The sequence below is a fragment of the Furfurilactobacillus curtus genome (assembly GCF_045862785.1).
In the GTDB taxonomy this organism is placed as follows: Bacteria; Bacillota; Bacilli; order Lactobacillales; family Lactobacillaceae; genus Furfurilactobacillus; species Furfurilactobacillus curtus.
In genome coordinates this window covers 46,212-67,801 of sequence record NZ_BQXO01000006.1, presented here as the reverse complement: position 1 = coordinate 67,801, position 21,590 = coordinate 46,212, and the positions used below count along the sequence as shown (strand labels likewise).

The following is a 21,590-nucleotide window of genomic DNA, read 5'->3' as shown; positions in this document are numbered from 1 at the left end:
TTGTCCCCCATGATTCACATAATATGATTATTATGCCTCAACAGGGAATCAATTTAACAAATAACATCACGCGATTTTACACCTGATCGACAATTTAATTCTCAGCATCTGAGTACAAGTAGGCCTTCATTTCGTATGGCCGCAAGGTCTGCCCAGCATCTTGACCATAGTTATCAATTAGAACGGTCGCATTCCCAGGATGATCATAATTACGGGTCAATGTATCAGTCGTGAAGTTACTTTCAACAAGTAAAGTCTGCCCATCTAGGTGCCGACGATAAGCATAAACTTGCGGATCTTCTTCATCCAATGGTTCAAATGAACCATAGCGGATGATGGCATATTGATGCCGTAACTGGATTAATTTTTGGTAGAAATAAAAGACAGAATCTTGTTTAGCTAAGGCTGTCGCGACATTAATTTGGACGTAATTTTGATTTAAGCCAAACCATGGTGTCGCGTCAGAAAAACCAGCGTTTTGGCTCGCATCCCATTGCATCGGGGTTCTGGCGTTATCGCGTGAAATATTTTCCAAGTATTTCAACATATGGGTGGCATCTGTTGCCCGTTCTTCATCAACAATTTGATGATAACCGTTAATCGATTCTAAATCCTCATATTGGGTTAACTCGGTAAAGTGCGCATTAGTCATCCCGATTTCTTCGCCTTCGTACACGTACGGCGTACCTTGCAGGAAATGTAGCGTCCCCCCTAACATCTTGGCTGCTGCCACTCGATATTTTGGATCATCCGTTGCAAATCGTGATACAGCCCGTGGTTGATCATGATTGTTCCAGTATAGACTGTTCCACCCTTTGCCATCTAAATCCATTTCCCAATGATTCAACGCATGTTTCAAGTCAACTAATTTCACTGACTGATCATTCCATTTGCCCAACCGCGCATCTGGATTAGCTGCCAAGGTCACATGTTCGAATTGGAAGACCATATTCAGTTCGGAACCGTTTAAATTGGCATAATTGACGACATCTGCTGGCACCGAACTTGGCATTTCGCCGACAGTCATGACATCGTAGTGGCTGAGCACTTCACGATTCATTTCCTGTAAATAATCATTTAACAATGGCCCATCAGCCACCATCGGTTCCACATTCCCATACTTAGCACCGGTGGGTTGTGGCGCATCTGGGAGGCCAGCCGGTTTTGAAATAAAGTTAATGACATCCATCCGAAACCCATCAACGCCTTTATCTAGCCAAAAGCGCATCAAGTCGTAGACATGCTCACGAACAGCAGGATTTTCCCAATTCAGATCAGGCTGTCCTGGTGCAAACAAATGTAAGTAATACTGGCCTCGCTCTGGAACATAGGTCCACGCTGGCCCACCAAAGTATGATCCCCAATTATTTGGTTCATGTCCATCTACTGGATCACGCCAAATATAGAAATCACTAAATGGATTGTCTTGTGATTGCTTACTAGCTTGAAACCACTTGTGCTGATCAGAGGTATGGTTGACCACCAGATCCATCATCAGCTTTAAGCCATGTTCATGAATGTCGGCCAATAATTGATCAAAATCAGTCATCGTCCCAAAGACCGGTTGAATCGCCTCATAGTCAGCGATGTCATAGCCATTATCTTTATCCGGCGATTTGTAAATTGGATTTAACCACAGCACATCAACGCCGAGTTTCTGTAAATAATCTAGCCGACTGCGAATGCCATTTAAATCACCAATTCCGTCATGGTTGCTATCTTGAAAGCTTCGCGGATAGATTTGATAAACGACTGAATCTTGAAACCACTGATGCGTGGCAACTTTTTGTTGAATCATGATGTTCCTCCTCAATTTCTGCCAAAAATAACATTAATTATTGATTGCGCTCGTTTTGTCTGATAAGACCGGATGAATGACGCTCACGGCTAAAACGCCTAATAGTAAGGCCACGCCACCAACAAAAATCATGGCTGGCATTGATTTACCAACGAATGGGAATAATGCAAAGCTGGCTACCGAGGCGATGATCTGTGGCAAACAAATGCCGCAATTGAACAACCCCATATAGGCGCCTTCATTAGTTCCATCTAACGCTTCGGTGAAGAGTGAGAAAGCCTGGGTTTGCATCGTTAAATAACTGATCCCAATCAAGCAAAACGGCAAAATGAGTAACCATTGACTATGAATCATAAAGACGGCGATGAACCCTACACCACCCATACCTAATCCAATCCGGTACCAAAGTTTCCGCTGATTGGGGCGTGTTCTAGATAGGATCAACATCCCCCAAACAACGGCTGCAATGGATTGCACACAGGTTAAAATTCCATACCAGTTACCAGCTGCCTGATAGCCGGCAGAGGTTGGATCGCTCGTATGCCAAACATTCGCTGCAATCGCACCGGTACTATAGGTCCACAAGTATTGGAACGCAAACCAAGCAAATAATTGCACAAACGAGACTTCCCAAAATGCTTTAGGCGCCTTTTTGACGAGTGACCAGAGGCTTGGCTGCTTAGTTTTTAACTGATTCTCGTTCATCTGATGATAACGCGCATAAGTTGTTGGTTCGTATTCTTTCACTGACAAAATGGTGTACAAAGACGTTAACAATAAGACTGCCGCGCCAATGTAAAAGGCCCATTTGACAGTAGCTGGTACTTGGCCTTTCGGGGCAATATTGGCCACCCCGAAAATCGTCAACACGAAGGGAGCGATCGTCGCAACCACTCCGCCTAAGTTGGAAAATGATTGTTGCCAAGACCAAGCCAAATCCTTTTGATCTTCATTCACCATATCACCAATAATCATCTTAAAGGGTTGCATACAGACGTTTGAAGATAAATCCATAAACAAGATCGTGAAAGCGCCAAATAGTAAGGCCGCCAATGAGCCGTAGCCAAATCCAAACGAACCTGCATTGGGCAATAAAATCATGACGATGGCCGCAATCGGTGCTCCAATTAACAAGTACGGCATCCGTCGCCCAAATCGATTCCACGTGCGGTCCGAATACTTCCCGATCAGCGGTTGTACAACCATACCAGCCAATGGTGGCAGGATAAAGAAAAATCCTAATTTGGTTGGGTCAGCGCCGATCGTTTGAAAAATGCGTCCCATTTGTGAGGACTGTAGTGAAAATGCCATGTTGACGCCAAAAAAGCCAAACGTCATCGCAAACACCTTTGCTAAACTGAGCCGCGGTAATTCGTGGGTCGCCGGGATCTCACCCGTAGTTGCTTCCTGAGTGGCATTAAGTGCCATGTTAGATTCCTCCAATCGACTTCATCAAGCCGTTAATCTAAATTTGAGTAAACGTTTACGTAAACTAAAATACCATCTTATGAAACCGGTTACAATACCATTTTGAAAGAAACACAAACGTTTGTGTAAAATCTATAAAAGTATAGACCAATATGTTACACTGACGGTAATCATTTAACAGATTGGGAGGATCCATGCATGAGTGTCACCATTAAAGACGTCGCCGCCGCCGCGGGCGTTTCCATTGCCACTGTTTCCCGCGTCTTAGCACACAAAGATCGTTTTTATTCGCCGGCGACGGCCGAAAAAATCATGACCGTCGCTCGTGATTTAGGCTATCAGAAAAATTCTGCTGCAGTGGAACTCGTCACTCAAAAAAGCCAAGTCCTCGGGGTAATCGTCTCCAGCACCCAAACAAACTTTGCCGATCAAATCATTGCCGGTATTCAAGATACGGCTTTTGCTCGTGACTTGAGCGTCATTATCTTATACGCCGGTGTCAATGATGATCGCTTGCAACAAAAGGCGATTCAAACCGTCATCGAACGCTCGGTACGGGGAATCCTAATCTTAGCCTTGGAATTAAACGACGCTAATCGCCAACTCTTAGACCAAACACCGATTCCTCATGTCTTCTTGAGCACTACCTCTGGCCATGAACAAGATGCTTTCGTTGCTTCTGATGATTTTAAAATTGGTCAACGGGCCACCGAATATCTAATCAACAAGGGCCATACTCGTATTGGTTTAGCTGCCGTGGAAGCAACCTCCTATGTCGGTCAAAAACGCCTAGCCGGTTATCGGAACGCCATGGCTAATCACCAATTGCCCATTGAGTCAGAATGGATTCAAGCAGGCCATTTCACTTATGCTGACGGACTTGTGGCAATGCGCCAATGGGGGCCTACACCGCCCATTGACGCGGTTGTTGCCATGAGTGACTTGGCCGCCGTCGGTGTACTCAACCAGGCCACGGATTTTCATTTAAACATCCCCAATCAGCTTGCCATTGTCAGCATTGATGGAACTGATTTGGTCAAGTGGGTTCGGCCACAATTGACCAGCATTACCCAAGCCTTTTACGATATGGGGGTAGCTGGCGTTAATTTATTGCTGAATACTGATACGCAACCACCTGCAGCTCAATTACTGCCCTTTAAATTAGATGAACGCGCCAGTAGTTAAGCAATGAGCGATACATCAGTCAAGTGGTTAATGTTTCGTGCTTAGGCTAATTAAATTGGAAGTGAAATTTAGCTTCTAGTTTTGCCTCATCGCTAAAAATGGGATCTAAGTCATCTGGCTTAGGTCCCATTTTTAGTCTAGGCAAAATTGTAATTTTTCGATCAAAATTGTAATTATTTCTACATCTAATCCGCCACAGCTTCACTAATTTGGTTGCGCCCTTGTCCTTTTGAACGATATAACATTTGATCTGCGCGTCCATACAAATCATCTGGCGACAAGTCCTTTGATTCCAAATGTGCAATGCCCATAGAAATCGTGATATCAATAGTTGATCCGGACTCCAGCACAAATTCATGTTGTAAAATTACTTGACGAATCTCAGCTGCCAATTTTCTAACTTGAGCTTGACTCAGCTGTGAAATGATAACCTCGAACTCTTCCCCACCAACTCGATAAGCTGAAACCGTCGTAAACTCAGCACAAGTCGCCTCGAACAATTCACCGAGCTCTTTTAACAATCGGTTGCCAACAAGGTGCCCATACTGATCGTTCAACTGTTTGAAATGGTCAACATCAATTGCCAATAAACTAAGTGGCATCTCATTTCTCCGATTATTCAAAAACACATGGCGATAATCATGTGTAAATGTTTGAACATTTTTCAATTCAGTAATAGGATCCGTTGTCGCCCGATAACGTAATAAATTTAATCGCATTTGATCACTTGAAATCCGGGTAATTGCGATACTGAGCCCCAGACTCAGGATGACAAATGCAATGATATTAAAAACTAAATCGCTTTTTGTTAAAACGAGTGCGACCTTTGGCCAAAAAATATAGAGTGATAACCACAAGGCAATATTAAAAAGATTGAGACTAAGGGTCCAGGCAACAACACCCCAGTGACGCCGTTCGATAAACATCGTCAACCAACTGGCCAGAATAAAGCAAGCGATCACTGCGATCATGTAGTCTACGCTATCCATGTTTAATGTGTCGAACATTGCGTGTCCAACTACGGCACTGGCGACGATAAAGGTGCTAGCCCGAGTGCCTAAAAACATCACAACATAGAATAGTAATAAAATCCTAAAATTAATAAAAGCAAACTGGTTGTTAATCTGCTGTGATAAGTACTCAAAGTAAATACCAAAAGCAGAAAAATATATAACCCCCAATAAATGCAACTGCAATGTCTGCCCAATTCGTAATGACCAATCATGCTGTTGCTCCAGTGTAACGACTAAATTAATAATCAGCTGAAACGTTAAGACTAGTCCCAAAACAAAAAAGACGCCGGTAAACATCGACGGTACCAGCCAAAGCTTTGCTGTCATGAGCGCTCTCCTGACTGTTTATTCTCTTGGTCTGCAGCTTGCTTAATTGCCGCTTGCGCCACCAAATTTAAATAATTAAACGGATAATCGTACTGTGGCTGAAACAGCATATCCACATAGGCCAGGTCATCAATTGTATTTTGATTTTGAATGATAACAGAAATTGTATTAGCCGATTGCGCAACTTCATGAGGACTAAAAAGTTGAGCCCCCAAAACGCGTCTCGAAACAAGGTCATACACTAACACAATGGTTAGAGGCGCGGTGTCTGGCATATAGTCTGGACGATACAGCCCCTCGTAAGTGACTGAGCGAGCGTTAAATCCAGCTGTCAGTGCCCGTTTTAGCGTTAGTCCCGTCGTAGCTAAGGTATCGCCAAAAACGCTCATCGCTGATGTTGCTTGCGTGCCCAAATATTTTTGTACTGAACCAAAAACATTGCGCCCTGCTAGCATTCCTTGACGAATCGCGTTTGTCGCGAGGGGAATGTAGGCCGTTGCAGCAGTTGGATTATATTTGACCACGCAGACATCTCCGGCGGCATAAATATTGGGATCAGAGGTCTGCAAATAATCGTCAATTAGGATCGCGCCATTGTGTGCCAACGCAACCTGACCTCGCAGTAGTTCAGAATTGGGCACAAACCCCGTGCAGACAATCACTAGATCCGCTTGGTGCTGTCCGATCGACGTTTCAATCGTGACTTGCTGACCATCTTCGCCGTAAAAGGCCAACACACGCTCATTAAGGCAGATGTTTACACCGGCTTGCTGCAAACGATCAACGACTACCGCCGACAGTGCTTCATCCACATAGTTGTTTAATAACTGATTTGGTCCCTGAATTAAGGTTACTTCATGTTCTGTTGTCGCATAACTCTCTGCCAGTTCAACGCCTACATACCCGCCACCCACAATCGTAATGTGATGCTGAATTTGAGCAGTTTGATAAATGGCCTGAGCTTGGGCGTAATCTTTACACAACAACACTTGTTCTTCATCGATCCCGAATAATGGGGGTACCGCCACTGAAGAGCCAGTGGCCATAATTAGTTTGTCATAATGATCCATGAAAATGGCTTTTGTCTGCAAATTCTCAACACTAATTTGCCGAGCTTCCTTATCGATTTGGAGAACGTCATGTTGTAAATTCACGGTAGCGCCCAACGCACGTAATTCAGCTGGGCTACTATAAAACATGTCTTCAAGATGTTTAACCTGTCCACTTAAATACAGCGAAATCCCACAAGATAAAAAAGAAACGTTATCATGACGTTCGTAGACCGTCACGCTTGCATCAGGATGTTCAGTTAAAATCTGTGTGATGGCAGCAATTCCGGCATGTGTACAGCCAATTACAATAATTTTCATTTTCAATCTCCAATTTTACTGCGGATCAGCCGGTGCTAATTTAAGAATATGGGGGCGGCCATAATAATATCCTTGCCGTAGAGCAATCCCTAAATCATCCACTAATTGGGCTTCTTGGGCGGTTTCGATCCCTTCCAAAATAAATCGGCAATGGCGCTGGATGGCCAACTGATGCCAAGTCTTAACTTGATTTTGAACCCTCACGTCCGTTAACGGAATGGTCAAATTTTGCAAAGCAAATTTCAGTTCCGACGCCAAAGGTAATAATGGTTCAACCTGCTTTCGTTGGTTGATGCCGCTGCCTACATCATCAAGTGATAATTCGATACCACGGACTAACAGTTTATTCAGCTGAGCCATTAGTTGGTCCAGCGAAATATCATCGTCGCCGGGTTCTTCTGTTAATTCGATTGTTAATCGCAATGGTCGCAATTGATCTTGGGCCGTAATAACAGCATCAACAATCGCAGGATTCAGTAATTGCGTGCGATTAAGATTAATGGATACTGTCCCAATTTTCAACGCCAGCTTCTGTGTGGTCCGAATTAATGTATCCGCAATCACGGTAGCTGGGATATCGGCAAAAAATCGTGGTGGCCGCCATTGTTGGTTTTCGAAGTGCTTCATCAGCAGTTCGTAACCAAATATCGTGTTAGTGGCACCATTAACTTGTGGTTGAATAAAATATCGGTGCATCAGTAACTCCCTGCTTTTATGACATGCTGTGCTAACGACTCGTTTCTAGGAATTCTCTGATTTGTGAGCCAGCTGTTGGCGTTTGGGGCTTACCCAAGTGCCAGACCCCAAACCCATGATTGTTTTTACAGCGGGTACAAACGTTGTAATCACAGTTAGCGGATTTACCAGCCAATAAAACAGCATATATAATGGCACAAATAATAGGTATTTCAATTTAGCGCCACTGTGATCCACAGATTAATGCTGTAATTAACTGAAATAAACCCGCAATCAATTCAAAACCAATAAAAATACCAGCTAACAAGAACAAATTAACTACTTGTGATCGGTCACCACGCCCCAAGGCCACCGTAAGTTGTCCAACAAAGGCAATCGTTGACCCAACAAAGAAAAACGACCAAATAACTGATAACGTTGAATCGATAAACATTGAAAACTGATAACGATGTTGTATCGGATGCCGCAAGAAACTTGGTAAATTGGTTAACCAGACTTCGGTTCCACCTTGTGCCCAACGTTTGCGCTGTTTAAAAAGGTCTCCGATAGTTTCTGGAACGTTCATATGAAAAATAATTTCAGGGGCAAAACGCGGTACTGTTCCATGCTCTTGATGATCCCAAGCAATACTGATGTCTTCTGTTGCCCGATTTTGTCGAAACCCGCCGACTTCAATTAAAGTGTCTTTACGATACATCGTATTGGCGCCGCTATAAGCATACATTGAATCATTAATTGCTGACTGACTGCGCTTAATCACACCCACAATACTTGAAAATTCAACTGTTTGTGATTTACCTAATAACGTTGAGCGATTTTGAACATCCATATTTGCCGTAACAGCGGCCGTATTTAAATCCTGATCGTGAATGAAAAAATTCATATACTTCATTAGCGCATCCGGTTCAGGAATAGTATCAGCATCGTTACTTAAAATATAGTCCCCCTTAGCAAAGAACATCCCAATATTAAACGCATGTGCCTTGCCCTTGTTTTTCTCAATGTTAATGACACGTAATCGGTCATATTTTGTTTGCAATTGCGTTAAAATGGCCGCCGTTTGATCCGTCGACCCATCATTTAAGACAAGAATTTCAAATTGTTGATAATTTAATTGATCAAACAGATAAGAGATTGTATCTTTAATCATCACTTCTTCATTGTGGGCTGGAATCATGATCGTGATATAAGGTTGCTGATCCATTGATAATTCATGCCAATCTAAATCTCGTTTATTCGTCTTCAAAAAACGATAGGCCATCGCGCCCCAAAACCAAAAAAAGGCACCAATGATTGGATAAAGACATAAAATTAAAAATAAGATTTGCCAAACGTTTTCGTGCAAGCCAATTCCCCCGAGATTATTTTCCCAAATGTTGTTGATGAAAAAGTTGTTGAATTTGATCAGTGGCCAAATTTTGTTCTGGTTTAACCGTATACTGACGAACCGCATGTCGCGCTTCTAATGAACCAAAACGTTTTGTCATAAACGCATTTAATTCAACCTTGCGACGTTGCTGGTTTAATGGATCAAACGTTGGCCACTGCTCCACCAATTGTTGCCGTTTGCGATTTTGAATGAGTGTCATGGAAACCGTAAAAATGCCGACCAACACAAAGATAAACCCTAGCACAACCGCATAATAAAGCATTTCTCGCTGAGCTAATTGTAAATGCCACCATGGCCACCAAGTGGGCTGATAAAAGCTAATAGCGCTGATGACCATTAACACTAATGGGGATAACACAATCAACCAGCCCAGCACTGCAACCAAAGTTTGGCAAATCTTTAATCCCCAATGTCCACGCTCAAAATAAGCGTCTGTGTAAAGTTGTTGTCGCTGATTTTCTTTCACTGATTTGTTCCTTTCATAGGTTGTTGAATATCACGGGGACGGTCAAATAGGTATCCTTGACGTAATTTAATTTTAAGCTGTGTGGCTAATGCTTCATCCTGTTTACTTTCAATGCCGGTTAAAACCAACTCGATGTGGTGCTCTTGTGTCAGTCGATTCCAAAATTGTAAGTTTAGATCCAACCAAATTTCAGGAGTTGATTTTCGAAATTGAGCCATTGGACATTTAATCATATCGACCACTGGTAATAACCACTTGATCCGCCGAAGTTCGTGTTTATCAGACCCGACGTTATCCACCACAAACTTAGCTTCAGCCGCTCGCGCCGCCGTAATTTTTTGTCGAAAATGACGCCGTTGCAACCAAAATGGTCGTCGATTTGCATGAAATTCAATCGCCAAATGAAATGGTGCAATTTTACTAACCGCCCAGCGTACAAAATAGTCAAATTCTGGACTCATAATTTGTTCGCAAGATAAATTAATCGATAAGTAAAGTTCTGGATCAGTGTCTGGCAAATGGTCAAAGGTCTCAGTCAATAACGTAATGACCCGTTGTAAAGGGACGTGTTCCAGATCTTGTGGTAACACCCACTCATTGGCTTGGTTTTGTTGTCGTAATAAACATTCATATCCAGTCACCCGATGCTGATAATCTACCTGTTGTTGGATAAAATACCGCAGCTTTTTATCGTCATAGTAGCGATTGACGCGTCGACGTGTTCGAAAGAATACGATTCCAACAGTCGTAGCCGAGATTCCTAAGAAAACAATCGCAAGTTCAGTTAATTCAATTACTAAATTCATCAAGACAACCACAACCTCACAAATCAGACTCGCATCATCGAAATATTTTCACATATAAATTATGTTTAACAAATAAATTAATTCTAGCTATAGATAATTATTATATCAGTGGTTTTCCTAAATAGCATCACTTAACGATTACACTTACTTGACAAAAAATATTCCTTTTTAGTTATAAAAAGATCTACTCGCACGTTATCTCTAATCATCGCGAGCAGATCTCACCAAGTCTATTTAATTTATGAGTCCATTAGTCACATTTCCAGTACACTTTGCCCTTTTGACCATACTTGCGCCACTTGATTCAATGAAGCCACCTTTGGCTGTAGATAAAGATGTCCGGCCGCAGCATAATCAAAAATTTCTGGCAGCGTCTTTTGCAGATAATCATGTAAGATTGGAGCTGGAATGCTCCCGATGCCAGACCCAACTAATGTCACATTACGACTGCGCAATAATTGTGAAGGCAACGTAATCGTCGCTCCTGCCATTTGACCGATGCTAACATAACGCACTGGTACACTCAATTGTAATTCACCAAAAGTTGATAAAATCAATTCTGCGGGCCGACCCCACAAATAGTCAACAACCAAGTCAATTGGACTTTGGGCATATATTTGTTTCAAATCAGCTTTAACAAGTTCATCGTCTTGCTGCAAATTAATTGTCGCATCGGCGCCATGCTGCCGGAGCTCAGCCAAAGTCGCTTCATTACGACCAGTGGCAATGACAAAACTAGCGCCACGATACTTGGCCATCTGCACAGCCATCGTACCAGTCGCACCAGTTGCTCCATTAACCAAGACGACATCACCGGATTTGATTTTTCCTTGAATGGTTAAAGCGCCATCGGATCCAGATAACGTATTAGGGATCGATGCCGCGACCGCTATGTCCAAGCCATCTGGTAGCGGCAACATTGTGCGTTTATCAATTATCGCCTGTTCGGCCATCATACCGGTCACGCCATTTGCGTACACCAATACATCATCATTCAACTGGGCAACGCCATCCATCCCCATCACTGCTGGTAGTGGATCAAAATTCGTATAGTGTTTACCTGCGGCTTTGATGATATCTAATTGCTTAATCGATGCCGCCTTAGGTCGAACCAAAATTTCATTATCGTTTTGTGGTGTTGGAGCTGGAAAATCTTGATATTGGGGTACTTGTCCATAAGCATTTAAAACAGCTGCTTTCATAATTAACCTCTTTTTAAAAGTAATTGTATCGTCATCGTAAACGTCCCGCAAAATGAATTCAACGTATACGCCCCAATCAAGTGGTCAAAATTTAAAAGCCGTAATCTTCGTCGAACCATCGAAAAGAGCGTATACTGTCTGTCAAAATCAGTTTATTTAAATCAAACGAGGTAATTAATGATGATGTCGCACGCGTGGATGTTTCCAATGATGAATGGTGGTTTTGGCTGGTGGAATTTTATGATGATTCCGTTCTTTCTCTTTATGTTTATCTTCGCACTCATGTGGCTTGGTCACATGTTCTTTGGTTGGAATCCGCGGCACCATCACGGCGATGCTCACCATTATGGCAACTATAAATCAGCGCTTGAAATCTTGGATGAAGAATACGCCAAGGGTAATGTCAGCGACGAAGATTATAAAACACGGAAAGCTAATTTACTCGATCATTAAACTGCAGATGGTGACAGTTGATCTGGATGAATTAGTAAATGAAGCAGAACCTAAAAGAAACCCACCTTCCAGCAAGGAAATGGGTTTCTTTTGATTGGAAAATCAATAAAGGGTTTTATCTATCGCCTAGCGAGGCTTAAGGGCTTCTTCGCTAGCCGACTTTACGATGACAAACCTGTTTATCCATAATTAGTATGCAATTAATCGACAACGATTAAAGATTTGATTGCTTCTCGATTGGTCATTGCCTGATAACCTGCATCAATCTCATCTAATCCAAACCGCTTTGTAAACACTCTACCCGGATGGATCTGCCCATCTAAAACGGCCTTTAAGAGAACTGACTTATCATACGTGGTCACGGATGCCGGGCCCCCAGCGATAATTCGGTTATTATAGAAAGAACTAGACATATCCATTTTAGGTTCATGAGGCAGGCCAACACGTCCGACAATGCCTCCGGGGCGGCAAACTTGCATCGCTGTTTCATTAGACAATTCAGTACCAACACACTCCAAGACTGCGTCAGCACCGGCCCCATTCGTTAACGCCAGTACTTCGCTAACAGCCTCATCACCCCGACTAGCAACAATGTCGGTTGCGCCAAATTCAGTGGCTAATTGTTGTCGATCTTCGTGGCGGCTTAACGCAATAATTCGTTTGGCCCCACGCATCTGGGCAGCAATAACACCACATAAGCCAACCGCGCCGTCACCTACAACGACAACTGTGTCGCCGGCTTGGACATTGGCCACCCGGGCGGCGTGATAGCCAGTCGCCATCACGTCTGCTAACGTCAATAATGAATCAAGCATCGCTTCACTGTAATCTACGGGTTGACCAGGAACTTTAACCAAGGCCCATTCGCCATGTTCAAACCGAACATACTCAGCTTGCACGCCATGACTAAAATTGTCCGTGTGGCTTTGACAATCACCATCAAAGCCTGCTCGACAGGCCGCACAATGGCCACAACCATGTGTAAATGGGGCGATGACAAAATCACCTGGTTTAACAGTTGTGATCTTATCGCCGACTGCTTCGACGATTCCTAGTGCCTCATGACCGCCATTTTCTGAATGGTGAGGTTTATCTTCCAAACCACGGTAAGCCCATAGATCTGAACCACAGACACAAGTTCTAACCACATGCAAAATAACATCGTCCGGCGCTTGAATTGTTGGCCGGTCAATATTTTCAATCGCAACTTTCCCGGGTTCCATAAACATTGTCGATTTCATTTGAATTTCCTTCGCTTTCTGCGTTAATTTCAACTCACTATGATTATCGGTCTTATGGTTAGGTGATTCAACTCGAGAAACCCATTCAATGGTGTTGCTCTATAAGTATTACTATTTTCATCATTTATCTAAAAAATCGCTTTTTTTAATCATCGTCAACTGGCGTAATGCTTTAACAACGAAGGCACCCAATAGGCTGCCAACAAGAGCCGATGGCGTGAAATATGGGACATAAAACCAGAAACTGGGTAATTTCAAACCATAACCGACCTGCATCACGACAAAAGAAATCATTGCGCCAAATAAGCCGACACCGAGTGTCTCACCAAATGCAGCGGCCAGCGTCGACCGATTAAATATCCGATATGCGAGCCAAGCCAGCAATGGTCCGACTAAAATACTTGTAACGGCAACCGCTGGTCGTCCTTCAAGTAACATGCGAATCAAACCAACAATGATGGCGGCCGCCGTCGCGTAAACTGGCCCGACTAAAATTGCCAAGATAACATCAACCATGTGTTGGAACGGGGCCATATTGGGAAATACGACAATGGTGGATAAAACTAATCCAATCAGACTACTAAAGATGGTGAATAACCCTTTGCGTAATTGAACGCCTCGTTGCATATAACAGTCCTCGCTTGCTTTAGTGACAACAACAATTAATCTAATCTTAGCCACCAAAAAAGCCCTTCCAGACAGAAAGGGCCAGCTTGCCGTTACTTACAGAACTCACGACACGTCAGCCACTTTCCTCCGCTAGTGTTAACTAGATCAGGTTCAAAGGGACCGGGTTTTAACCCATCTCAGCAAATAGCGCCCCTAGTGACAATTTTCGATTAAGTTTAAAGCTATTCTACCATATTGACCTCAATAATGAATCATCAGACCCGGTCGTTTAAATAGCTACCCTTCCAGCTAACAATGACACTTAATTTTTTATCACATTGAAGTAACTAATGCCCGTTTAATTGAACCAAGCGTTAAACTTGGTAGAAATTTTCTGGAGGATTATTTATGCACCAACATCGCGGCTTTATCAGTTTCATGATTATTTTGGCTGCCGGCGCCTTTTTATTTGGTAACCCCCATAGCCCAATTCCGCAAGTGACACGTAATGCGTGGCAACAACGACTCAATCAGCTTTATCAAAATGCCCGTCTAGAAATCACGCAACTCAATGAACCATCGATTCGCTCGACCTCTCAGGCCACCAGCCAGTCAACGACTAAACAAAGTTCCGTCGCAGTTAACCATTCAGCCACCAGTGCAGTTAACGCGACGCCAATCTTACCAATTATGCAAGGCAAGAAAATAAGTTCAACGTATTATTATCACTACGACACCGGCACGCCGAATAATGTTCACACCGTATTTGAGCAAGCCGTTAAACTTTACAATGCAACCGGTGTCGTTAAGCTTCGTCCCGGTAAAGGAACTAACTTGCAGAATCAACTGGCCTTCGGCACCTACCACAAGCAAATGACCGCGGCACAACTCGGCTCGATCGAGCTCGGCGAAGGCGGCCCACAACTCATTGAACAAGTTGGTCCAGGCGCTTCTGATGTGGTGATCAATCATGGGTCCGCCCAACTCAATATCACCTATGACCAATCAGTTAGTTTATCCGTGTCGGTTCATGAACTAGGCCACGCTTTAGGTCTAGATCACAGTCCTGATCAAAACTCAGTCATGTATCCCATTGATCAAGGTAAAACAGCCTTGAGTGATGGCGACATTAACGCCTTAAAACAAATTTATCAACAATAGCCATCTCGGCAAGCGGTCGCTGAGGATTAAATAATTGGGTAACTGACAAGTGTGATTTATTATCTTTTCTTTGATTAATACCCTGGCTGCTTCACCCGTTTTTATGCTTAGAAGGCCCTGCTTAAGCTTCTCACTAGTTTTATTGCGCAATTTTGACAAGGTTAGTGAAAAGTTTTATACTCATTTAGTCAGCCGGCTAACTAAATTACGAGGAGGTTTGCATGGATCACATTGATTTCAAGGATCGGCCAACGAGTCATCGGGTCACAGAGATGAACGCTGAGTATGGAAACCTAGATGCGGAGACGGTCGTTTTATTTCTTCGCTTTCAAGAAGTCGCTCGACGCCTACAAAGCGCTTACGATGACGTCTTGGCTCAATTTGATTTATCGGAGTCTAAATTCATCATTCTGATGTTCTTGAAACGAGCAGGTACTGAAGGCTTGAGTGTTTCAACCATCGCTGAAAAATTGGGTGTTACTAAGGCAACGACCAGCAAGCTTGTTCATGCTCTCGTTAAACAAGGTTTCGTGACTCAAACACCATCTCAAGCTGACAAACGTGCTACTGTGGTAAAAAGTACTTCACTTGGTCAACAAAAACTGGCGGCCTTTTTACCACACAATTTTAGTACGGTTAATACGATGATGACCGGTCTTAATCCAGCTGATCGCACCACGCTCACCCAGTTACTGGGGACTCTTGATCAAGGTATTCAATCATTAACTCACTCACAGGAGATGTCATAATTATGGAAAATGAAAAAATCGATTTTTTAAAAACTTACCTCAGCCTCTACATTGGTCATCAAGAAATCGTCGAGCACTTAGACGATCCTGATTCTCCCTACGTTGTTCTCGACATTCGTAATGCACCGGCTGCCATCAAAAAGGATCAAATCAAGGGTGCGCGGGCCATTGCCGCCAAAGATTTGACTGCCCAACTAGCTACGCTGCCTAAAGATAAGACTTACGTCGTTTATGACTGGACAGCCGGCACAACATTGGGTAAAACTGCCTTGCTAATTTTGCTCTCTAATGGCTATCAAGCTTTTGAATTAGCCAGCGCCTTAGAAGGCTGGAAAGGCATGCACTTACCAATTGAACCGGTGGCAGCTGACTAATTTATTAATTATCCTGCAACTATATTAAAATCGACCTTAAAGAGACGCCAAGTCTGGCATCCTTTAAGGTCGATTTTGCTTTTAGGCCATCGCGTTCACACTAGTCTAAGGAAACTTGGTTCGGAAAATGAGCTAAACGAGCAGTGGCGCCCAATTCTTCTTCAATCCGTAAAAATTGATTGTACTTTTCTACCCGCTCACTGCGAGCTGGCGCACCACTCTTAATCTGACCTGAATTAGTCGCCACAGCCAAGTCAGCGATATATGGATCACCGGTTTCCCCCGATCGATGTGACATCATCGTCGTGTAATTATTCTTACGGGCTAATCTAATGGCCTCTAATGTCTCAGTGACCGTACCAATTTGATTGGGCTTAATGAGCAACGAATTGGCCATCCCCATTTCAATGGCCTTACGAATCAACACCGGGTTAGTACAGATATTATCGTCAGTGACAATCTGCACACGTTGCCCATTAGCTTGGGTAAATTTAGTAAAGTTCTCCCAATCGTTTTCACCAAATGGATCTTCAATAGACACAATCTCTGGAAAGTCATCTAACAATCCTTCATAGTAAGCGGCCATTTGATCAGCTGAACGGCTCTGACCTTCAAATTGATACTGCCCATCTGGTTGAGCAAAGCTGCTAGCCGCCGCATCAAAAGCAATCCCAATATCAATGCCGGGTTGATACCCGGCAGCCACAATGGCTTCATGCAATAATTTCAACGCTGCTTCACTGTTATCTAAATCTGGCGCAAAACCACCCTCATCGCCCAAACTCGTGGAATAACCAGCCGCTTCAATGAGTTTGGCTAACTGATGGTAAGTCGTCACAATCTTCTCAAGACCATCGCGAAAACTTGTCCGTTTAATCGGTGTCAGCATAAATTCCTGAAGATCAATGCCATTATCGGCGTGTTCGCCACCATTAATCACGTTATGGAAGGTTTGCGGCAATTCTAAATCCACCCCACCAAGATAGCGATACAACGGCTCTTGATTCGCGCTGGCTGCTGCCCGTGTTGTCGCCATTGAGACCGCTAAAATTGCGTTTGCACCCAGACGCGCTTTATTTGGCGTTCCATCTAAATCAATCATAACTTGATCAATTTGGCTCTGATCAAACGGTGACCGTCCGTGTAAGGCTTCATTAATTTCAGTATTAACATTGTTGACCGCCTTGCTAACTCCTTTACCGCCTAGCCGTTGACCACCATCACGTAATTCAACCGCCTCATTTTCACCGGTAGATTTACCTGAAGGAACCTCGGCGCGACCGCAAGTCCCATCACTCAGGACAACATCTGCCTCAACGGTTGGGTTCCCGCGTGAATCAAAAATTTCTCGTGCCTTAACAACCTCAATCACTTGTTTCATGACTAAATTTCCTTTCTACTTTGCCTTTGCTAACAACAATTATTTAATCGCAACCTAGGTAGCGCCACGATTCATGATCTTTTGCTGATAAAAATGCTGTTTAATCACATCTAAGCCAGTGCCAACCAATACAACTAGCAGAATCATCAAGCCAATCACCGACCAGCTCACCGCGCCACTTTGCCAGCCGCTTGCGGCAATCACACTCGTTAGAATCACATCAAAGCCAATCATGCCTGCCACAGAGCGACTTGGCTGGTTCTGCCACCAAGACTGATTCGTCCGCGTCATTAAAATCGTCATCATTGATGAAAACATCAAGTACATGAATAAGATGGAACTCAACCAGCCGGCCGAAGCATGCCACAACCAGTGATTCAAACCAACGATGCCCAAGCCAACTACTAACCAACCACTCGCCAACATCATTGCTAATTTTGCTACCCGTGGCAACGTCCATCGCGGAGTGGTCGACAACGCTACTGTTTGGTCGGTTCCTAATACTAATGTCACTAAATCGTTCAAGACGACGATTACCACAATCAGACTTAATGAGATTGGAAAGGTACCCGTCAATAAGAATCCTAGGGTCAATAAAGCCGTTAAAACAGCCGTCCGCGATAATTTTGTAATGGTCCACGTCATCATCCGTTGATATACTCGCCGGCCGCTATTGACCACGGTTAGTACGTCATCTAATCCAGCATGAGCAAGGACGACACGGGCCGCCAGTTTAGCAATATCGCGCGCATTTGCGACTGCCATCCCCACGTCGGCTTGTCGCAATGCGGCAGCGTCATTTACGCCATCGCCAATCATGCCGACAACGTGACCAGCTTGTTGAAATTGTTTGACCAGCCGCTGCTTATCATCAGGATAGACATTGGCGATCCCAACCAAATGATCTAATCCATCATCGGAAAATCCACCTGCGACATATTTTCCAGATAGTCCCAGTTCATGACCAATCGCTTGAGCGGTTAAGCGGTCGTCGCCCGTGAGCATTACGACCCGAATACCAGCGGATCGTAAGGCCCGAAGTTGCTCAGCCGTATCGGATCGGATTGTATCGGAGAAACCAAGCCATCCGGCTAACTGTGGCTGTCCGTCATTTTCGATGCTTAGCGCGAGTACCCGCTGACCTTGCTTAGCCAGGCGAGCCATAGTCTCATCGGTGAATTTAGGATTTACTGTCTTAAGAATCGCTTGCGGCGCACCTAGCGTGACAGTCTCCGTTATTTCTGCGTCGGAAATAATAGCTTGGGCTACTTTTGTCGTCGCGTTAAACGGCAGCTGTTTTTGAATCTCAAAAGGCAATTTGACTGCTTTGGTTGCCTGCTTCAATGCCAGACTAATCGCATCTTTGGCTTGTGGATTGGTGGCTGCTTTGGCCCATTGGATGAGTTGTGCTTCTTTGACGTCTCCCACAGGGACGACACTGACTAACTGTTGCTGATTCTTCGTCAGTGTGCCGGTCTTATCCACTAGTAAGACATCCATCGTCCCAGCTTCTTGAATACCACTTAAGCCCGTGACCAAAATATGTTTCTTAGCTAAGACTTGCGCTTCAACCGCGTTAGCAACCGTAAAACTTGATGGCATCGAAACGGGAATGGTCGCAATAATCAGGATTACGAGTAACGGCAAAATTTCCTGCCAGTTCATGTGATAAATCACTGCCCCGATAACGAGCAGAACTGTTAAACCAGCGTCTAAATATGCCAGATACCGAACAACCGTAAACAATAATCGCTCTAATCGTCCCGGGGCCGCAGCCGTCTGGGTCAAGGTTACCGTTCGCCCGTAACTACTAGCCGCGCCTACCGCCGACACTTGGGCAATGATATCACCAGTGACGATTAAGCTAGCAGCTGTGAGTGTCTCACCGACACGACGACTTTCAGCAACCGTCTCACCGGTCACTGCCGATTGATCCACTTGTGCTTGGCCGGCTACGATTCGTAAATCAGCCGGCACCAGATCACCAGCCGTCAGATGAATTAAATCCCCAACAACTAATTCATCCGATGTACGCGACTGCCAATGTTGGTCAATCAACACTCGACTAGTCGTCACCAGATCCGTTTGGACAATCTTTAACGCGCGTTGTGCCCTTCGTTCTTGAATTGCCCCATCAATCGCGGAGAACAATAATAGCCCAATCACAACCAGCGCTTGAATCCATTTTCCTAAGCCAATTTCAAAAATAATGGCGAATTCCAATAACCATGGAATTGGGCCCCATAATCGCGTTAATAAGCTTTGACGCCAAGAAAATCCCTGTGTCACCATCCGGTTATCACCACTAGCATTCCGTTCGGCTAAACGTTCTTGATCACTCAGGCCTTGACCAACATAGCTTTGTTCAAGTGATTGAAAATTATTTTGCTGATTAATCTGTATCCGTTCGACCATTTTCACCACTTCCTATCTACGAAATCAGAGCGCAGTCAGCTGGGTGTTACCGAGCACTAGTGGAGCCTGAGTTGTTGGCGCTCTTTGCCAATTGATCGGGCTGAGCTAGGCACAGGTAACAAGCTGGTGTAGCTCGACAAACAAATCAAAGCGAAACCAGCTGGGTGTTACCGAGCACTAGTGGAGCCTGAGCTGTTGGCGCTCTTTGCCAATTGATCAGGCTGAGCTAGGCACAGGTAACAAGCTGGTGTAGCTCGACAAAAAGAAAAGACGCCTACCACACAATTACATGTGGTAGGCGTCATCAGCTTGATTGCTTTTTTGGCGAACGTCATCGCCTGTTTACTTTTTTACGAGTTCAGCGTACAGCGCTAAGCGTCTGATTGCAATAAGTAAATTAAACTTATTTTCTAGTAAGCGTTTTCTTTATCAAGCCACTCTTCGCGTAGGAGCCCGTACTTCACCGAATCCCAATACTGGTCCTGCCAATATCTCACTTTTCGAATCGTTGCTTCTCGCGTAAATCCAACCTTTTCCGCTAAGGCAATCATCCGCTTGTTACCTGACCAAGTGGTTAAGCCAAGGTGAGGTAAATCCGTTAACTGCCAGAGTTGGTTAACCCACAGATGAAGGGCTTGTGCACCGACTCCTTGATGCCAAATACTTTGATCATAGATGACGATGCCAATATCTAACCACCGCTTCAAGGGGTCATCTTCATAGTAGGCTGACACCAGCCCCACCATTTGTTGACCGACCCAAATCACTTGACGAAAAGGTTGATTGATATATGACTCAGAAGCGATTTGTTCGACGAATTCCGCTTGACTCGGCAATTGGTCATGAAAATACGGGCCATTCCATTTTGTCCATTCCGACGTCGGATCAGCAAACGCTAACTGCCAAAAGTCGGCGACTTGTTCAGGTTGTAAAGTATCTAACCGAATCTTGTGCATGGGTTCATCTTCCCCTTTAGTAATTTGCCATCAGTATCGCCATAACCTCCCTACTTCGTTAACGCATCGGTTGCAAATGGATTAGCTAAACCATGTTGCTCTTTCTCACTAATCGCAAAAGTAACTTGCTGATTAATTAACTGTTTGGCATCTGGCGCTTCATAGCGCACTAACTTCTGGTCAATCTCCACTAACCCAGCGGTCAATTGTGCCTGCTTATCCATGACTGCTTGTCGATGGGCGGCCAATAATTGTCGCCGGGCTGGGATACTACTGGCACCAGCCATACACAACAAAATATATTGACGAATGTCTCGTAACACCATTCCCGTTTGCTTTAAACAGGTAATCGTCCGCATGAAGCCTAAATCAGCGACGGTAAATTCCCGGTGACCCGCTTTATTTTTGGTCACAAAGGGTAATAATCCTTGCTGATCATAATAACGAATGGTTGAAATACTAAGTTGTAATTGTTCTGCGACTTGATGAATTGAATAAGTTTCCATGTTATCGACCTTCTTGCTTAAAAGCATTGACCTAGACTATGGTTGAGGTTGTAGGCTAACCTTA

The 21,590-nt window shown here is 44.1% G+C and carries 20 protein-coding genes and 2 riboswitches; of the genes, 5 read left to right on the top strand and 15 right to left on the bottom strand.

Annotated elements, in window-relative coordinates:
• Positions 1-94: 94 nt before the first annotated feature.
• Together ACKTR2_RS09090 and ACKTR2_RS09085 are read right to left on the bottom strand one after the other, a co-directional pair.
• On the bottom strand, positions 95-1,798 hold the full coding sequence (locus tag ACKTR2_RS09090) for a glycoside hydrolase family 13 protein (RefSeq protein ID WP_407884678.1): 1,704 nt from the start codon (positions 1,796-1,798) through the stop codon (positions 95-97).
• Between the two features lie 33 nt (positions 1,799-1,831).
• Positions 1,832-3,226, bottom strand: a complete 1,395-nt coding sequence (locus tag ACKTR2_RS09085) for an SLC45 family MFS transporter (RefSeq protein ID WP_407884676.1) — start codon at positions 3,224-3,226, stop codon at positions 1,832-1,834.
• Between the two features lie 198 nt (positions 3,227-3,424).
• Between ACKTR2_RS09085 and ACKTR2_RS09080 the strand changes: the two genes are divergently transcribed.
• Positions 3,425-4,411, top strand: a complete 987-nt coding sequence (locus ACKTR2_RS09080; RefSeq protein ID WP_407884674.1) for a LacI family DNA-binding transcriptional regulator — start codon at positions 3,425-3,427, stop codon at positions 4,409-4,411.
• 185 nt (positions 4,412-4,596) lie between these two features.
• Here the strand turns inward: ACKTR2_RS09080 and ACKTR2_RS09075 are convergent, their stop codons facing one another.
• The 7 genes from ACKTR2_RS09075 to ACKTR2_RS09045 all read right to left on the bottom strand — a co-directional run bounded on the left by ACKTR2_RS09075 (position 4,597) and on the right by ACKTR2_RS09045 (position 11,681).
• Positions 4,597-5,751 carry a GGDEF domain-containing protein gene (locus ACKTR2_RS09075; protein ID WP_407884672.1) on the bottom strand — a complete coding sequence of 385 codons (1,155 nt, stop codon included), beginning with the start codon at positions 5,749-5,751 and terminating at the stop codon, positions 4,597-4,599.
• Positions 5,748-7,121 (bottom strand): FAD-dependent oxidoreductase, encoded by a 1,374-nt coding sequence (locus ACKTR2_RS09070; protein ID WP_407884670.1) that lies wholly within the window; start codon positions 7,119-7,121, stop codon positions 5,748-5,750. Before ACKTR2_RS09070 ends, ACKTR2_RS09075 begins: the two co-directional genes overlap by 4 nt.
• Before the next feature lie 15 nt (positions 7,122-7,136).
• Positions 7,137-7,817 (bottom strand): EAL domain-containing protein, encoded by a 681-nt coding sequence (locus ACKTR2_RS09065; protein WP_407884668.1) that lies wholly within the window; start codon positions 7,815-7,817, stop codon positions 7,137-7,139.
• Between the two features lie 217 nt (positions 7,818-8,034).
• Positions 8,035-9,162, bottom strand: coding sequence for a glycosyltransferase family 2 protein (locus ACKTR2_RS09060; protein ID WP_407884666.1), 1,128 nt, complete (start codon positions 9,160-9,162; stop codon positions 8,035-8,037).
• Between the two features lie 16 nt (positions 9,163-9,178).
• Positions 9,179-9,673: a hypothetical protein gene (locus tag ACKTR2_RS09055; protein WP_407884664.1), complete on the bottom strand. Its 495-nt coding sequence runs from the start codon at positions 9,671-9,673 to the stop codon at positions 9,179-9,181.
• Entirely contained in the window at positions 9,670-10,479 is an 810-nt protein-coding gene (locus ACKTR2_RS09050; protein ID WP_407884662.1) for an EAL domain-containing protein, read from the bottom strand. The genes ACKTR2_RS09055 and ACKTR2_RS09050 overlap by 4 nt, the downstream gene beginning before the upstream one ends.
• Before the next feature lie 254 nt (positions 10,480-10,733).
• Positions 10,734-11,681, bottom strand: a complete 948-nt coding sequence (locus tag ACKTR2_RS09045; RefSeq protein ID WP_407884660.1) for a quinone oxidoreductase family protein — start codon at positions 11,679-11,681, stop codon at positions 10,734-10,736.
• Between the two features lie 177 nt (positions 11,682-11,858).
• Between ACKTR2_RS09045 and ACKTR2_RS09040 the strand changes: the two genes are divergently transcribed.
• Positions 11,859-12,134 carry an SHOCT domain-containing protein gene (locus ACKTR2_RS09040; RefSeq protein ID WP_407884659.1) on the top strand — a complete coding sequence of 92 codons (276 nt, stop codon included), beginning with the start codon at positions 11,859-11,861 and terminating at the stop codon, positions 12,132-12,134.
• A gap of 200 nt (positions 12,135-12,334) precedes the next feature.
• Here ACKTR2_RS09040 and ACKTR2_RS09035 read toward each other — a convergent pair whose 3' ends face one another.
• Both ACKTR2_RS09035 and thiW read right to left on the bottom strand, forming a co-directional pair.
• Entirely contained in the window at positions 12,335-13,375 is a 1,041-nt protein-coding gene (locus ACKTR2_RS09035; protein WP_407884657.1) for a zinc-binding dehydrogenase, read from the bottom strand.
• A gap of 120 nt (positions 13,376-13,495) precedes the next feature.
• A complete protein-coding gene (gene thiW / locus ACKTR2_RS09030) occupies positions 13,496-14,056 on the bottom strand; it encodes an energy coupling factor transporter S component ThiW (RefSeq protein ID WP_407884655.1) in 561 nt (186 codons plus the stop codon).
• 53 nt (positions 14,057-14,109) lie between these two features.
• Positions 14,110-14,209: riboswitch (TPP riboswitch) on the bottom strand.
• Positions 14,210-14,392: 183 nt separating this feature from the next.
• On the opposite strand from thiW, the gene ACKTR2_RS09025 reads away from it, so the two are divergent.
• The 3 genes from ACKTR2_RS09025 to ACKTR2_RS09015 all read left to right on the top strand — a co-directional run bounded on the left by ACKTR2_RS09025 (position 14,393) and on the right by ACKTR2_RS09015 (position 16,268).
• A complete protein-coding gene (locus tag ACKTR2_RS09025) occupies positions 14,393-15,145 on the top strand; it encodes a matrixin family metalloprotease (RefSeq protein ID WP_407884653.1) in 753 nt (250 codons plus the stop codon).
• Between the two features lie 221 nt (positions 15,146-15,366).
• Positions 15,367-15,894 (top strand): MarR family winged helix-turn-helix transcriptional regulator, encoded by a 528-nt coding sequence (locus ACKTR2_RS09020; RefSeq protein ID WP_407884651.1) that lies wholly within the window; start codon positions 15,367-15,369, stop codon positions 15,892-15,894.
• Between the two features lie 2 nt (positions 15,895-15,896).
• Complete coding sequence (locus ACKTR2_RS09015) at positions 15,897-16,268, top strand: rhodanese-like domain-containing protein (RefSeq protein WP_407884649.1); 372 nt, start codon at positions 15,897-15,899, stop codon at positions 16,266-16,268.
• Positions 16,269-16,368: 100 nt separating this feature from the next.
• On the opposite strand, the gene eno is transcribed toward ACKTR2_RS09015, so the two are convergent.
• From eno to ACKTR2_RS08995, 4 genes are all read right to left on the bottom strand, one after another.
• Positions 16,369-17,649 (bottom strand): phosphopyruvate hydratase, encoded by a 1,281-nt coding sequence (gene eno, locus ACKTR2_RS09010; protein ID WP_407884647.1) that lies wholly within the window; start codon positions 17,647-17,649, stop codon positions 16,369-16,371.
• A gap of 54 nt (positions 17,650-17,703) precedes the next feature.
• Positions 17,704-20,064 (bottom strand): HAD-IC family P-type ATPase, encoded by a 2,361-nt coding sequence (locus ACKTR2_RS09005; protein WP_407884645.1) that lies wholly within the window; start codon positions 20,062-20,064, stop codon positions 17,704-17,706.
• A gap of 288 nt (positions 20,065-20,352) precedes the next feature.
• A riboswitch (Fluoride riboswitch) is annotated at positions 20,353-20,412 on the bottom strand.
• A gap of 62 nt (positions 20,413-20,474) precedes the next feature.
• A complete protein-coding gene (locus ACKTR2_RS09000) occupies positions 20,475-21,020 on the bottom strand; it encodes a GNAT family N-acetyltransferase (RefSeq protein ID WP_407884643.1) in 546 nt (181 codons plus the stop codon).
• Between the two features lie 50 nt (positions 21,021-21,070).
• On the bottom strand, positions 21,071-21,526 hold the full coding sequence (locus ACKTR2_RS08995; RefSeq protein WP_407884641.1) for a MerR family transcriptional regulator: 456 nt from the start codon (positions 21,524-21,526) through the stop codon (positions 21,071-21,073).
• Positions 21,527-21,590: the final 64 nt, after the last annotated feature.

What these genes read in the sequence shown, in the direction of transcription:
- ACKTR2_RS09090 (WP_407884678.1), bottom strand. Translation starts at nt 1,798, where the DNA reads ATGATTCAACAAAAAGTTGCCACGCATCAGTGGTTTCAAGATTCAGTC.
- ACKTR2_RS09085 (WP_407884676.1), bottom strand. Translation starts at nt 3,226, where the DNA reads ATGGCACTTAATGCCACTCAGGAAGCAACTACGGGTGAGATCCCGGCG.
- ACKTR2_RS09080 (WP_407884674.1), top strand. Translation starts at nt 3,425, where the DNA reads ATGAGTGTCACCATTAAAGACGTCGCCGCCGCCGCGGGCGTTTCCATT.
- ACKTR2_RS09075 (WP_407884672.1), bottom strand. Translation starts at nt 5,751, where the DNA reads ATGACAGCAAAGCTTTGGCTGGTACCGTCGATGTTTACCGGCGTCTTT.
- ACKTR2_RS09070 (WP_407884670.1), bottom strand. Translation starts at nt 7,121, where the DNA reads ATGAAAATTATTGTAATTGGCTGTACACATGCCGGAATTGCTGCCATC.
- ACKTR2_RS09065 (WP_407884668.1), bottom strand. Translation starts at nt 7,817, where the DNA reads ATGCACCGATATTTTATTCAACCACAAGTTAATGGTGCCACTAACACG.
- ACKTR2_RS09050 (WP_407884662.1), bottom strand. Translation starts at nt 10,479, where the DNA reads ATGAATTTAGTAATTGAATTAACTGAACTTGCGATTGTTTTCTTAGGA.
- ACKTR2_RS09045 (WP_407884660.1), bottom strand. Translation starts at nt 11,681, where the DNA reads ATGAAAGCAGCTGTTTTAAATGCTTATGGACAAGTACCCCAATATCAA.
- ACKTR2_RS09040 (WP_407884659.1), top strand. Translation starts at nt 11,859, where the DNA reads ATGATGATGTCGCACGCGTGGATGTTTCCAATGATGAATGGTGGTTTT.
- ACKTR2_RS09035 (WP_407884657.1), bottom strand. Translation starts at nt 13,375, where the DNA reads ATGAAATCGACAATGTTTATGGAACCCGGGAAAGTTGCGATTGAAAAT.
- ACKTR2_RS09025 (WP_407884653.1), top strand. Translation starts at nt 14,393, where the DNA reads ATGCACCAACATCGCGGCTTTATCAGTTTCATGATTATTTTGGCTGCC.
- ACKTR2_RS09020 (WP_407884651.1), top strand. Translation starts at nt 15,367, where the DNA reads ATGGATCACATTGATTTCAAGGATCGGCCAACGAGTCATCGGGTCACA.
- ACKTR2_RS09015 (WP_407884649.1), top strand. Translation starts at nt 15,897, where the DNA reads ATGGAAAATGAAAAAATCGATTTTTTAAAAACTTACCTCAGCCTCTAC.
- eno (WP_407884647.1), bottom strand. Translation starts at nt 17,649, where the DNA reads ATGAAACAAGTGATTGAGGTTGTTAAGGCACGAGAAATTTTTGATTCA.
- ACKTR2_RS09005 (WP_407884645.1), bottom strand. Translation starts at nt 20,064, where the DNA reads ATGGTCGAACGGATACAGATTAATCAGCAAAATAATTTTCAATCACTT.
- ACKTR2_RS09000 (WP_407884643.1), bottom strand. Translation starts at nt 21,020, where the DNA reads ATGCACAAGATTCGGTTAGATACTTTACAACCTGAACAAGTCGCCGAC.
- ACKTR2_RS08995 (WP_407884641.1), bottom strand. Translation starts at nt 21,526, where the DNA reads ATGGAAACTTATTCAATTCATCAAGTCGCAGAACAATTACAACTTAGT.